The sequence below is a fragment of the Marinobacter zhanjiangensis genome (assembly GCF_014651935.1).
Lineage (GTDB): Bacteria > Pseudomonadota > Gammaproteobacteria > Pseudomonadales > Oleiphilaceae > Marinobacter > Marinobacter zhanjiangensis.
Genome location: NZ_BMXV01000010.1, coordinates 20,483 through 33,073, shown reverse-complemented (window position 1 = coordinate 33,073; position 12,591 = coordinate 20,483). Strand labels below are relative to the sequence as shown.

13 protein-coding genes are annotated in these 12,591 nt (G+C 60.6%); 10 read left to right on the top strand and 3 right to left on the bottom strand.

Features of this window, described 5'->3' with window-relative positions; genetic code table 11:
- Positions 1–421 precede the first annotated feature (421 nt).
- The 8 genes from IE079_RS17580 to IE079_RS17545 all read left to right on the top strand — a co-directional run bounded on the left by IE079_RS17580 (position 422) and on the right by IE079_RS17545 (position 7,416).
- Complete coding sequence (locus IE079_RS17580) at positions 422–718, top strand: cold shock domain-containing protein (RefSeq protein WP_308427791.1); 297 nt, start codon at positions 422–424, stop codon at positions 716–718.
- Between the two features lie 73 nt (positions 719–791).
- Entirely contained in the window at positions 792–1,433 is a 642-nt protein-coding gene (locus IE079_RS17575; RefSeq protein WP_189578176.1) for a pseudouridine synthase, read from the top strand.
- Positions 1,430–1,882 (top strand): NUDIX hydrolase, encoded by a 453-nt coding sequence (locus IE079_RS17570; RefSeq protein ID WP_189578174.1) that lies wholly within the window; start codon positions 1,430–1,432, stop codon positions 1,880–1,882. Before IE079_RS17575 ends, IE079_RS17570 begins: the two co-directional genes overlap by 4 nt.
- A 61-nt stretch (positions 1,883–1,943) precedes the next feature.
- Entirely contained in the window at positions 1,944–3,110 is a 1,167-nt protein-coding gene (gene mnmA / locus IE079_RS17565; RefSeq protein ID WP_189578172.1) for a tRNA 2-thiouridine(34) synthase MnmA, read from the top strand.
- Positions 3,107–3,757: a high frequency lysogenization protein HflD gene (hflD, locus tag IE079_RS17560; RefSeq protein ID WP_189578169.1), complete on the top strand. Its 651-nt coding sequence runs from the start codon at positions 3,107–3,109 to the stop codon at positions 3,755–3,757. The genes mnmA and hflD overlap by 4 nt, the downstream gene beginning before the upstream one ends.
- Positions 3,758–3,908: 151 nt before the next feature.
- A complete protein-coding gene (gene purB, locus IE079_RS17555; protein ID WP_189578167.1) occupies positions 3,909–5,282 on the top strand; it encodes an adenylosuccinate lyase in 1,374 nt (457 codons plus the stop codon).
- Complete coding sequence (locus tag IE079_RS17550) at positions 5,279–6,445, top strand: cupin domain-containing protein (RefSeq protein ID WP_189578165.1); 1,167 nt, start codon at positions 5,279–5,281, stop codon at positions 6,443–6,445. The genes purB and IE079_RS17550 overlap by 4 nt, the downstream gene beginning before the upstream one ends.
- Positions 6,442–7,416, top strand: a complete 975-nt coding sequence (locus IE079_RS17545; protein ID WP_189578163.1) for a GNAT family N-acetyltransferase — start codon at positions 6,442–6,444, stop codon at positions 7,414–7,416. The genes IE079_RS17550 and IE079_RS17545 overlap by 4 nt, the downstream gene beginning before the upstream one ends.
- On the opposite strand, the gene IE079_RS17540 is transcribed toward IE079_RS17545, so the two are convergent.
- Positions 7,405–8,415 (bottom strand): LysR family transcriptional regulator, encoded by a 1,011-nt coding sequence (locus IE079_RS17540; protein ID WP_189578161.1) that lies wholly within the window; start codon positions 8,413–8,415, stop codon positions 7,405–7,407. The genes IE079_RS17545 and IE079_RS17540 overlap by 12 nt on opposite strands.
- A 210-nt stretch (positions 8,416–8,625) precedes the next feature.
- Here IE079_RS17540 and IE079_RS17535 point away from each other — a divergent pair, with 210 nt between their 5' ends.
- Both IE079_RS17535 and IE079_RS17530 read left to right on the top strand, forming a co-directional pair.
- On the top strand, positions 8,626–9,399 hold the full coding sequence (locus IE079_RS17535) for a hypothetical protein (RefSeq protein ID WP_189578159.1): 774 nt from the start codon (positions 8,626–8,628) through the stop codon (positions 9,397–9,399).
- 38 nt (positions 9,400–9,437) lie between these two features.
- Positions 9,438–11,441, top strand: a complete 2,004-nt coding sequence (locus IE079_RS17530) for an ATP-binding protein (RefSeq protein WP_189578158.1) — start codon at positions 9,438–9,440, stop codon at positions 11,439–11,441.
- Here the strand turns inward: IE079_RS17530 and IE079_RS17525 are convergent.
- Positions 11,416–11,898 carry a MarR family winged helix-turn-helix transcriptional regulator gene (locus tag IE079_RS17525; RefSeq protein WP_308427789.1) on the bottom strand — a complete coding sequence of 161 codons (483 nt, stop codon included), beginning with the start codon at positions 11,896–11,898 and terminating at the stop codon, positions 11,416–11,418. The genes IE079_RS17530 and IE079_RS17525 overlap by 26 nt on opposite strands.
- Positions 11,899–12,384 carry a glutathione peroxidase gene (locus IE079_RS17520; RefSeq protein WP_189578157.1) on the bottom strand — a complete coding sequence of 162 codons (486 nt, stop codon included), beginning with the start codon at positions 12,382–12,384 and terminating at the stop codon, positions 11,899–11,901.
- Between the last annotated feature and the right edge of the window lie 207 nt (positions 12,385–12,591).

Sequence of the window (12,591 nt, the reverse complement as noted above, 5' to 3'; positions counted from 1 at the left end):
AGGCAACCGACACAGTTACGACAGCAAAACCGCCACCGGGTTCAATCAATCATCATACCGCGTCGCCCCCCTCTTCAACCAGTGCGAAGCAATAGCAACCGGCAAGGCCGGCCGGGTGGTTTTCGCTTGCCTGCCGTACGGGGGTGGACAGCGGCCTTAGATCTGTCGCTTTTAACCATTCCCGGGCTATAACCCTGCGACACATAAACACACAAATCTGTCGATATCATTGGGGCATATACCTCCTTAACGAGGATGTAATGTGCACAATCAGTAATTCCCGCGACTTTGGTGTTGACTCGCAACGACGAATGATCAAAAGTAAATCCTGCAATGTAAAATTGTGTAAAACACCGTAATCGGGCGGTCTCCACCGAGGCCAACCGTTAAGACAGATAATGACGGGACAAGGGAGTTCATCATGCCAAGGGGCAAAGTAAAGTGGTTCAATAACGCCAAGGGTTATGGCTTCATTATCGAAGAGGGCTGCAGTGATGACCTGTTTGCACATTTCTCCTCGGTACAGATGGAAGGGTATAAAACCCTCAAAGCCGGGCAGCCGGTAACCTTTGAAAAGAAACCCAGCGACAAGGGTGTTCATGCCGTCAACATCGTCCCGGAACAGCAACCGGCGACAAAGGGCCAGGAGTCCCGGCCAGCCAGAGACGATGCCGGGCAGGAACGCACGAGTAACGTGGTTCGCATGGTCAACGGCTGACTTCGGGCCGGCAGCACCGCGATCACAAGCCATCCCTGACGGTCAACAGATGGAAGTCTGTTAACATGTCAGGATGGCTGCTCTTATCCTGCTCAACAAACCCTTCCATACCCTTTGCCAGTTCAGTGATGATCAGGGTCGGGCGACTCTGGGGGATTACGTCGATGTGCCCCATGTCTATCCCGCCGGCCGACTGGACTACGACTCTGAAGGCCTGGTCCTGCTGACAGACGACGGTGGACTGCAGCATCGCATTGCCTCACCACGCCAGAAGATGACCAAAACCTACCTGGTCCAGGTCGAAGGAAATATCAGCGACGAGGCGCTTGAACAGCTGCGGCGCGGACTGCATCTCAAGGATGGCGCCACCCGGCCGGCCAGTGCACGGCGCATTGATCCACCGGCACTCTGGCCCCGCAACCCGCCGGTACGGGAACGGGCCAGAATTCCCACGTCGTGGCTGGAACTGAAACTCACCGAGGGCCGCAACCGGCAGGTGCGCCGCATGACCGCAGCGACCGGGCACCCTACCCTGAGGCTGGTGCGCTGGCAGATCGGTGAGTGGAGTCTTGAAGGGCTTGCTCCGGGTGCCTACCGCAGTCTTACCATTCACTCACCCGCTTCCGCGCGCAGGCCGGGCAAGGCTCGGGCGCACCCCGGGAAAACGCCCGGCCAGCGCCAGCTCCGACGCAAACCTGAACGGAAATCCCCATGACCTGGAAACCACACGCTACCGTCGCCGTTATCGTGGAAGACGACCGCGGACGCTTTCTGCTGGTGGAAGAGCACATCAGCGGACAGATTGTTTTCAACCAGCCCGCCGGCCATATCGAGGAAGGCGAGGCCATCACCGAGGCCGCACGCCGGGAAGCACTCGAGGAAACGGGCTGGGAGGTCGAGCCCGAGGCCTTCCTGGGCATGTACCGTTACATTGCACCAGCCAACGGCGTCACCTACTTCCGCTTCTGTTTTGCCGCCCGCCCATTGCGCCACGTCACCGACCAGCTGGACGACGACATCGTGGCCGCCCACTGGCTGACCCTGGATGAAATCCGGGGTCTCGGCAGCCGCCTGCGCAGCCCCATGGTGCTCGACTGCATACTGGATTACCGGGATGGGCGACGATTTCCCCTGGATATCATCGTTGAGCCGGAAGCGAAGTAACCATGAACAATGTTACACTTCCGCTCCAGACATTCACCGGTAACCAGTACCCATTAGCACCATGAATCAGCCCGTTTCCAGCAAACCAGAAGATACCCGGGTCATTGTCGGCATGTCCGGCGGTGTGGACTCCTCCGTGGCGGCCTGGCTGCTGAAGGATCAGGGTTACCGGGTGGAAGGCCTGTTCATGAAGAACTGGGACGAGGATGACGGCACCGAATACTGCACCGCCATGACCGACCTCGCCGACGCTCAGGCGGTAGCGGACGCTATCGGCATTGCCCTGCACACTGCCAGCTTTGCCGCCGAATACTGGGACCGGGTGTTCGAGCACTTCCTGTCGGAATACAGTGCCGGCCGCACCCCCAACCCGGATATCCTGTGCAACAAGGAGGTGAAATTCCGGGCGTTCCTGGATTATGCGGTGACCCTGGGCGCCGACTTTATTGCCACCGGTCACTACACCCGCCAGCGCCCGGACCCGGATCACCCCGGCCGGGCCCAGCTGCTGAAAGGACTGGACAATAACAAGGACCAGAGTTATTTCCTGCATGCGGTATCCGGCGAAAGAGTCGCCCGCACCCTGTTCCCGGTGGGTGAGCTGGAAAAACCCGAGGTCCGGCGCATCGCCGCGGAACAGGGCTTCGTGACCCAGGACAAGAAGGACTCCACCGGTATCTGCTTCATTGGTGAACGCAAGTTCAGCGATTTCCTAAAGCAGTACCTGCCCGCGCAGCCCGGCGATATCCAGACCCCCGACGGCCACGTCATCGGTCGCCACCAGGGCCTGATGTACCACACTATTGGCCAGCGCCAGGGTCTGGGCATCGGTGGCCTGGCGGGTTTCAGTGACGACCCCTGGTACGTGGCGGAAAAGGACCTGGAGCGAAATGTGCTGATAGCCGTACAGGGTAAACATCATCCCCTGCTGCTTTCCCGCGGCCTGCTCAGCGGGCCGGTAGACTGGGTGGCGGGGGAGCCGCCGGCGCAACGTTTCCGCTGCAAGGCCAAGACCCGCTATCGCCAGCCGGACCAGGACTGTGAGGTCATCGTCACCGCCCACGGCACCCGGGTGATCTTCGACGAGGTGCAACGGGCCGTCACACCCGGCCAGTCCGTTGTCTTCTATCACGGCGAAGTCTGTCTTGGCGGTGCGGTGATCGAGACCACCTGGCGCGACGACCAGGCGGAACCTTCTGCGCCGGCCATGGCGACGGAGGCGTCTTGAGCAAATCCCTGACCGACCAGACCCTGGCCCTGGCCGGTGTTTTTCAGGCGGCCACCCTGGTCAGCCAGGTGGCTCACCAGGGACGCTGCGCCGAGTCCACCCTGGAAACCAGCCTGCGTTCGCTGTTCGTGACCAACCCCGACAACACCCTGGATGTCTATGGTGGCGAACTGATGAATCTGCGCGAGGGCCTGGATGCCCTTGCCAAGATCCTCAGCAACCAGACCCGCCAGCAGGACATGGACATCCTCCGCTACAGCCTGAACCTGATCCAGCTGGAATCCAGCCTCAATCGTAAACGTGACATGATGGGCGCCATCGGCGAACGCATCGATCAGGCCCGTCACACCGCCAATCATTTCGGCTATGTACACAGTAACCTGATCAGCAACCTGGCCTCGGTCTATACAGACACCATCAGCACCTTCCGCCTGCGCATCCAGGTCACGGGCGATCCGTCCGTGCTGCAGCGGGAGGAGAATGCTGCCAGGGTCCGCGCCCTGCTACTGGCGGGCATCCGCTCGGCGGTACTCTGGCGCCAGACCGGCGGGCGCCGCTGGCAGCTGATTTTCCGCCGCCGCAAGGTGGCTGCCATCGCCGGGGAACTGGCCGAGAAGGCCAACCAGTCGGTCTACCACTCCGAATAGTCTGCCCACCCTTGGCCTGCCACCCCTGACCACCAGCATCCCTGGCGCTGAATTGCGGCTCACGCTGGTGTATCATAAACGCCAGTTTTTTTTACCCGCAGGCCGTCGCAGCCTTCTGCGCCCTGCCCGATTCTGATGAGGTGTAAATCTGATGGAACTGACCAGCCTGACCGCCATTTCTCCGGTGGACGGCCGCTACGGCAATAAAGTTTCGGTATTCCGGGAAATTTTCAGCGAGTACGGGCTGATCCGTAACCGGGTCAAGGTGGAAGTGCGCTGGTTGCAGCAGCTGGCCGCTCACCCGGACATTACCGAAGTACCCCCGTTGAGCGCCAGCGCCACAGATGCCCTGGATCACATGATCGACAATTTCAGCCTGGTGGATGCCGAGGCCATCAAGGCCATCGAGCGCACCACCAACCACGACGTCAAGGCAGTGGAATACTTCATCAAGGAAAAGATCGCCCCGATTCCGGAACTTCACGCTGTCACCGAGTTCGTTCACTTCGCCTGCACGTCGGAAGACATCAACAACCTGTCCCACGCGCTGATGCTGCGGGAAGGTCTGGACGACGGCCTGCTGCCCGCCATGGACCGGATCGTCCAGCGCCTGGAGGCGCTCTCACTGGAGCATGCAGAACAGCCCATGCTGTCCCGCACTCATGGTCAGACCGCCTCCCCCAGCACCGTAGGCAAGGAGCTGGCCAACGTGGTCTACCGCCTGCGCCGACAGCTCGGTCAGATCCGCAAGGTGGAACTGATGGGCAAGATCAATGGCGCCGTGGGCAACTACAACGCCCATCTTTCCGCCTACCCGTCCGTGGACTGGGCCGCCAGCGCCAAAGACTTTGTGGAAGGGCTGGGCCTCTCCTGGAACCCTTACACCACCCAGATCGAACCCCACGACTATATTGCCGAGCTGTTTGATGCCGTGGCGCGCTTCAACACTATCCTGATTGATCTCAACCGGGACCTGTGGGGCTACATTTCCCTCGGCTACTTCAAGCAGAAGACCGTGGAAGGGGAAATCGGCTCATCCACCATGCCCCACAAGGTCAACCCCATCGACTTCGAGAACTCCGAAGGCAACCTGGGCATCGCCAACGCCCTCATGGCACACCTGGGCAGCAAGCTGCCGATTTCCCGCTGGCAGCGGGACCTGACCGACTCCACCGTGCTGCGCAACCTGGGCGTGGGTTTTGCCCACAGCCTGATCGCCTACGAGTCGACCCTCAAGGGCCTGGGCAAGCTGGAAGTGAACCCGGCACGCCTGGCCGCAGACCTGGATAACGCCTGGGAAGTACTGGCGGAGCCCATCCAGACGGTGATGCGTCGCTACAACATCGAAAAACCCTATGAAAAACTCAAGGAACTGACCCGGGGCAAGGACATGAGTCCGGAGCTGATCCAGAATTTCGTACAGAACCTGGACATCCCCCAGGCAGCGAAAGATGAACTCATGGCGCTGACGCCGGCCCGCTATACCGGCAATGCCGCCCAACAAGCTGGTGATATCGGATCATGACCGTACCTGACCGACTGCCCGGCGGCATGCCCGCCGAAACTTTCCTGCGGGAGTACTGGCAGAAAAAGCCATTGGTTATCCGCCAGGCGTTTCCTGATGGCGTCGGATGCCCGGTGGACGCCGACGAACTGGCCGGGCTGGCCTGCGAACAGGCGGTGGAGTCGCGGATTGTTGTGGAACAGGAGAACGGCAACCCCTGGCAACTTCATAACGGCCCGTTCAGCACGGATCGCTTCACCTCCCCGCCGACGGGCAACTGGACCCTGCTGGTGCAGGGGCTGGACCACTGGGTGCCGGAAGTGGCTGATATTCTGGATCACTTCCGTTTCATACCCAACTGGCGGCTGGATGACATCATGGCCAGCTATGCCCCGCCCGGCGGCAGTGTCGGCCCCCACTATGACCAGTACGATGTCTTCCTGGTGCAGGCAGAAGGCCACCGGCGCTGGCAGTTTGGCGGCCAGTGCAGCGAACAGTCGCCAAGGGTCGAAGGTACCCCGTTGCGCATCCTGAAAGACTGGCAGCCGCAGGAGGATGTCCTGCTGGAACCCGGCGACATGCTCTACCTGCCGCCGGGCATCGGTCATCACGGCGTGGCCGAGGATGACTGCATTACCCTGTCCGTGGGCTTCCGTGCGCCCACGGTGGATGACCTGCTGACCAGCTTCACGGACTTTCTCTGTTCGGAGACCGACGTATCGGCCCATCTCCCCGACAGCCATCCGGCCCTGCCCGACAATCCCGGCACTATCGGCCAGGGTGTTCTGGACCAGCTTGAGGCGGAGATCCGGTCGCGCCTGTCCGACCGCCGCCAGCTTGCCCTGTGGTTCGGACAGTTCAGCACCGCCCCCAAGAACAGTGATATCGTGATTCCCGCCGAGCCCCAGGCCACCACCGACGATCTCGTTGGCGCCCTGTCGGACGCCGGCAGACTGCGCTGGAACGAGGGTTCCCGCTTCGCCTACACGGAGTTGGATGATCAGACCGCCCTGTTCGTCGACGGCGAACGCTACCTGCTCAGCGGCGATGCCCGCCCATTGGCACCGCTGCTGTGCGCGTCCAGCCGGCCCGATACGGCGAAAATCGCACACCTGTGCCAGGACCCGGCCCTCGCCGAGTTGATGACCGTACTCTACAACCAGGGAAGCCTTTATTTCGAATGACCGTGAGATTCCGCAAGTACAGCTGGCAGCTGGCGCCCCAGGATCTCGGCAACATCCGCCAGACTGTCTTCATCGATGAACAGGGCGTGCCCCCCGAACTGGAGTGGGACGACACCGACGAGATCGCCGATCATTTCCTGGCGGTGCTGCCGGACAACACGCCGGTGGCCACCGCGCGACTGTTCTACACTCTCGATGACAGCGCCCATATCGGTCGCATGGCGGTACTGCCTGAACACCGCGGCCGCGGGCTGGGCGAGAAGTTACTCAGACATCTGATGGCAGAGGCCGCCGACCAGGTAAAAGACCTGCACCTGTCTGCCCAGGAACACGCAGTCCCCTTTTACCAGCGCAGCGGCTTCCATGTATGCACGGAGCCCTACGATGACGCCGGCATCCCCCACTACGGCATGCGCTGCCTGGCACCGACACTGGCCACCAGACATTTTGGCGAAGACAGCCAGCGACAACAGCCACTGATACTGGGTAGCGACGACAAAAGCTGGCTGATTGACGGCGACCACCCGTTACCCGAACTGATAGACAGCCTGGTCGGACAGGCCCGCCAGCGACTCTGGCTGTACGACCGCGTGCTGGACCACGAGCTCTTTGACCGCCAGCGGCTGCGGGATCTTGTGTCCTGGCTCGCCCGCCATCATCGCAATAGCGAGATCCGCCTGCTGGTCCATGACGACGCCCTGCTGGTGAAACGCCGCCACCGGCTGGTGGAACTGATGCGGCGGCTGCCCAGCGCGATCGACCTGCGCCTGGTCAACGACGCCTACCCACCGGTGGAACATCCCTTCCTTTTGGTGGATCGTGAGGGAGCCCTGGTCCGGCACCGGTTTGATCGGCCGGAGGGTTTCGCCAACTTTGCCGACAGTGGCCGGGTCAAGCTGTTGGCGGAAGCATTCCAGCGCATGTGGGATACCGCCCGACCCTCGCTCGAACTGCGGGAGCTACCGCTCTGAGCGGTGGGGACCATCTGGCTCCCGCGCCTCGAACTGGCGCCCGAAATCGGCAAACTCCTCATCCACCTCTTCCGCCACGGCAGCCACCAGCCGGCGAAGCCACTGGTGGTCCGCGTTGTGCTGCAGCAACGGGCTCCAGGCCATCTTCAGCTCGAACGGCGGGATATCGAAGGGTGGCGGCTTGATCACCAGCTGCGGATTGTCCTTCTGCAGCCAGGCGGCCCGGCTGGGCAATGTGGCAATCAGGTCGTGTTGCTCGGCGAGCAGCATGGCCACCTGGTAATGTCGGGTAAACACGGATATGTGCCGCTTGCGCTCCATCAGACCCAGGGCCTCGTCGACCCAGCCCAGGCGCTGCACATCTTTCGGGTTGACGCCCACGCCCACACCGAACCCGGTCTTGCTGACCCAGATGTGGCTGGCCTCCAGGTAACTGTCGAGGGTGAACGGATCCTGCAGAATCGGGTTGCGGACGTTCATCAGACACGCAAAATACTCGGTCCACAGGGTTTTCTGGTGGAATGACTGGGGAATCTTGTCGAACCGGTTGATCGCCATATCCAGACGCCCCTGCTCCACATCCTCGAAGCTGACATCGCTGGGCGTGAGTACGTCGAGAATCACATTGGGGGCTTCCTGACGGATCCGTCGCAATACCCGGGGCATCAGGCAGGACTCGGCATAGTCACTGGCCATGATGCGGAATACCCGCTGGCTTTCATGGGCCGAGAACGAGGTTTTCTGCTGCACCGCCTGCTCGATCTCGGAGAGGATACTGCGCACCATCGGCTGCAGTTCCGTCGCCCGCTCGGTTGCCGTCATGCCTTCGCTGGTACGCACCAGCAAGGGGTCATCGAACAGGTCACGCAATCGACGCAAACCGTTGCTCATGGCCGGCTGGGTAATGCCCAGGTGATTGGCAGCCTTGGTGACGTTCTTTTCCCGCAGCAACACATCCAGGTATACCAGCAGATTCAGGTCAACGCGGGAAATATCCATGACAGGCGGGGCCTCCAGTACTCGGTAACTGCGACTATTCTATCACCTGTAACAAGATGGAACGGAATCGATTAGACTTTTCCGCTAGTCTGCCAGATACTTGCGATAGCTCAGGCACCCCGGAACAGGCTTTGACGAGCCAGAATGAGACCTGTTCCGGGGCCGCCATTCCCAAATCAGAAAGATAATCAGGGAGCGTCCCCGGGATACATGAATACCATCACCATTGTCCTGCTGTTGCTGACGGTTGTTGTCATCTCGATCGTCATTGTCGTGGTCAGTCAGATGCGCGAACGCGCCCGTATAGAGCGTGCCCGTCGGGTCGCCTCTCTCGAGGATGCCTATAACCGGGCCTTTCGCATCTATGACGAGCTGCCGGGCCAGTACCTGACCCGGGATATCAAACTGCTTCTGCTGCGCCGCATGGAGGAAGCCTGCGAAGGACTCCGCCAGGAAAGCACCGAGCTGCCGGTGAAAGAATGGCTGGCCACAGTCCGGGAAAACAAACAGATGGTGATGGACGGTACCGATGAGCATCCCAAGGTGATCATCGACTCCCCGGAAAAATCGAATTACGTCAAGGAATTGTTGCAGAGCCTTTTCAAGCTGATTGAATTCCTGCACAAGTCCGGCAAGATCAACGCCTCCACCGCCAAGGCCAACCTGCGCCATGTGCTGTTTACCATTCACAAGACCCATGCGGACCTGTTCGTTTTCCAGGCCCGGGATCATGTCAAACAGAACGAGTTGCGCAAGGCTATCCACGCCTATCACCTGGCAGCCTCGGAAATGGCCAAGTCCCGGGGCAATGACATGGCAGCCAAGGCTGTCGCGGCGTTCAAGGCACGGATCCATGAACTGGAACAGGAACTGAGCAGCGGCGACCGGAGCCACTCTGCCGAGCAGCAGACCAAGCTGGACAAGCAGTGGGACACTTTCCTCCATGACGATTCATGGAAGAAGAAAGCCGACTACGACGACTGAGACGCAACCCCGGGTACCCGGGCCACACAGGGAACAGAGTGACAAACCTTTTCAGGAACCGCCTGTCATACCGCCTCACCCGCAACACCGTGTTGCTGGCCATGGCCGTGGGGCTCGTTCTTAACCTGATTCAGGTCACGGTGGAATACCACAGCACCCGTGACTACATGAATCAGGATATCGAGGCGCTGATGGAGATCAGCCACAGCCCCGCGTCCCAGATTGCCTACAACATCGATACCCGTCTGGCCGGCGAGCTGCTCGACGGCATGCTCCAGCACCCGGCGGTGATCGATGCCCGCCTGCTGGACCCCGGTAACCGTACCCTGTCCGCCGCCAGCCGCGGCAGCCTTGATGGCAACTACCGGTGGATCAGTGATCTGCTGTTCGGGGAAACCCGCCGTTACTCGAAGGAGCTGGAAGTTCCGGACCTGCCGGAGGTGGAACTGGGTGAACTGGTCATTACCATTTCCACCAACCATTACGGCAACCTGTTCCTGTCCCGCGCCACTTTCACACTGATCAGCGGTGTACTCAAGAGCCTGGTATTGTCAGCCATGCTGCTGGTGGTGTTCTATTTCGTGCTGACCAAACCCATGATGCGGGTAATCAGCAGCCTTCAGGATGTACCGGAGGCACCGGAAAAGGCCCGCCTACCCGTACCACCCTCCCACGAGCATGACGAGATTGGCAGCATGGTGGCGATCATCAACCGCCACTTGCAGACGGTGGACACCTCCCTGAGCCAGTTGCGGGAGGTCGAAAGCCAGATGAAGGACTATTCCGGCAAGCTCGAGCGGGAGGTGGAGGACCGCACCCGGGAGATTTCCGAGAAAAACGAAGCCCTGCAACGGGGTAACCGGGCACTGATCCGTGCCAAGGAAGATGCCGTCCGGCGCGCCCAGACCCGTGCCCGCTTTCTTGCCAGCATGAGCCACGAAATACGCACACCCCTGAACGGCGTTCTGGGCATGCTTGAGCTGGCCCTGGAAAGCGACCTGGAGCCCTCACAGCGCCATCAACTGGAAATTGCACACCGGGCCGGCCAGAGCCTGCTGAGCCTGCTCAACGACATTCTCGATATCTCCAAGGTGGAAGCCGGCAAGCTGGACCTGGAAGTCATCTCCTTCGACCTGCGCTCGCTCATCAACGAATGCGCCACCATCCACGGGGAACAGGCCCGCCGCAAGGGGCTGGAGTTCGTCACCCACCTGGAGACAGATCTTGCGCCCCGTTACCTGGGCGACCCGACCCGGCTGCGTCAGGTGACCAACAACCTGCTCTCCAACGCCATCAAGTTCACCGATGAAGGCAAGGTTGCCATTCACCTGGCCCAGACCCCGGAAGGTATCCGCCTGGAGGTCAGGGACACGGGCATTGGTATGTCGCGCCAGGAGCTTAACCGGATCTTTTCACCCTTTTCCCAGGCTGCCACCGATACCACCCGCCGTTACGGTGGCACGGGGCTTGGGCTGGCATTGTGCCAGCAACTGGTTGAGCGCATGCACGGGCAGATCCGGGTGGACTCACGGGAGCACGAAGGCACCTGGTTCACGGTCACCCTGCCCCTGCCGGTGGACGACAGCGCCGGCAAACCTGAACCGGAGAGGGCACAGGTCCCGGAAACGGGTGCCAGCAGACGCCATTGCCGGATCCTGTTGGTGGAAGACAACCGGGTCAATCAGATTGTGGCCTCGGGCCTGCTGCACAAGCTCGGCCATGAGGTGGATCACGCCGAAAACGGCGAACGGGCGCTGGCTGCGCTGGCACTGAAACCCTATGACCTGGTGCTGATGGACTGCCAGATGCCGGTCATGGACGGTTACGAAGCGACGCGACGGATTCGCCAGAACCCGGAATGGAAGCATCTGCCAGTAATTGCGGTAACTGCCAATGTCATGTCCGGCGACCGCGAGGACTGCCTGGCCGCTGGCATGGACGACTACATCACCAAACCCTACCACCGCGAGGTGCTGGACCAGATGATCCAGCGCTGGGCGACCGGCGGGCAGGACGCTAGCGGTCACCCTCCACGCGGCTGAGCAGATCCCTCAGATCTTCCCGCAACTGCACCGCCTGCTCCGGGCCCACCCCAAGGTCACACAGCAGGCGCAGTGGCACATCGGATGCCTTTTCACGCATGGCCCGGCCCTCGTCGGTCAACGCCACGGTCACCACACGTTCATCCTCACTGGACCGTTGGCGCGTCAGCAGTCCACGCTGCTCCAGGCGCCGCAGTAATGGAGTCAGGGTGCCCGAATCCAGTCGCAGGCGCTCCCCGATGGACGACACCCGGGGGCTATCGCCCTTGCGGTCCGCCTCCCACATCACCAGCATCACCAGGTATTGGGGATAGGTCAGGTCCAGTTCCGCCAGCAATGGCCGGTAACGACCGGTGATGGCCCGGTTAACCGCATAGAGGGCGAAACACAGCTGATTATCGAGAGCCAGCAGGTTGTTGATATCTTCTTCACTGTCCAATGCTTTGCGTTCCTTCACTTACAGGAGCTCCACAATATCATCGCGGATGGTTTCGGGCTTTGCTGTGGGCGGATAGCGCCGGACCACCTGGCCATCCCGGTTTACCAGAAACTTGGTAAAGTTCCACTTCACTTTCTTCGATCCCATCATACCCGGCGCTTCCTCTTTCAGCAGCCGGAAGAGCGGGTGTGTTTCCGGCCCGTTGACCTGCAGCTTGGCAAACATGGGAAAGCTGACGCCATAGTTGAGTGAACAGAATTCGCTGATCTCGCTGTTGTCAGCGGGATCCTGGTTCATGAACTGGTTGCAGGGAAACCCCAGCACTGCAAGCCCCCGGTCCCCCAGCTCGCTGTACAACGACTGCAGGCCTTCAAGCTGCGGGGTAAAACCGCATTTTGAAGCCGTATTCACGATCAGCAAAACCTTGCCGGCATAGTTCGCCAGGGTTCGGGTCTGACCCTTGATGTCTGTTACTTCAATGTCGTAGAGCGGGGCGGTCGTCATGTGTCAGAACTCCTGTATTTTTAACAACTATATTGTGCACAACATGTTATCCGGAAGCCAGCATGAGAAATACTCTCCAACTTGCGGTGAGCTTTGCCATTTTTCATCACAATTGCGCCCTGTCCGGACTGTTTTTTACGTCGCCGGCTCCGCTAGAATGGTGGACCTGTTTATATCCTGCCGCCTGTTACGGCGGGTACGCACAAC

Coding starts and splice junctions, on each gene's coding strand:
- IE079_RS17570 (WP_189578174.1), top strand. CDS start 1,430: ATGACCTGGAAACCACACGCTACCGTCGCCGTTATCGTGGAAGACGAC.
- mnmA (WP_189578172.1), top strand. CDS start 1,944: ATGAATCAGCCCGTTTCCAGCAAACCAGAAGATACCCGGGTCATTGTC.
- purB (WP_189578167.1), top strand. CDS start 3,909: ATGGAACTGACCAGCCTGACCGCCATTTCTCCGGTGGACGGCCGCTAC.
- IE079_RS17550 (WP_189578165.1), top strand. CDS start 5,279: ATGACCGTACCTGACCGACTGCCCGGCGGCATGCCCGCCGAAACTTTC.
- IE079_RS17520 (WP_189578157.1), bottom strand. CDS start 12,384: ATGACGACCGCCCCGCTCTACGACATTGAAGTAACAGACATCAAGGGT.
- IE079_RS17580 (WP_308427791.1), top strand. CDS start 422: ATGCCAAGGGGCAAAGTAAAGTGGTTCAATAACGCCAAGGGTTATGGC.
- IE079_RS17535 (WP_189578159.1), top strand. CDS start 8,626: ATGAATACCATCACCATTGTCCTGCTGTTGCTGACGGTTGTTGTCATC.
- IE079_RS17540 (WP_189578161.1), bottom strand. CDS start 8,415: ATGGATATTTCCCGCGTTGACCTGAATCTGCTGGTATACCTGGATGTG.
- IE079_RS17575 (WP_189578176.1), top strand. CDS start 792: ATGGCTGCTCTTATCCTGCTCAACAAACCCTTCCATACCCTTTGCCAG.
- IE079_RS17545 (WP_189578163.1), top strand. CDS start 6,442: ATGACCGTGAGATTCCGCAAGTACAGCTGGCAGCTGGCGCCCCAGGAT.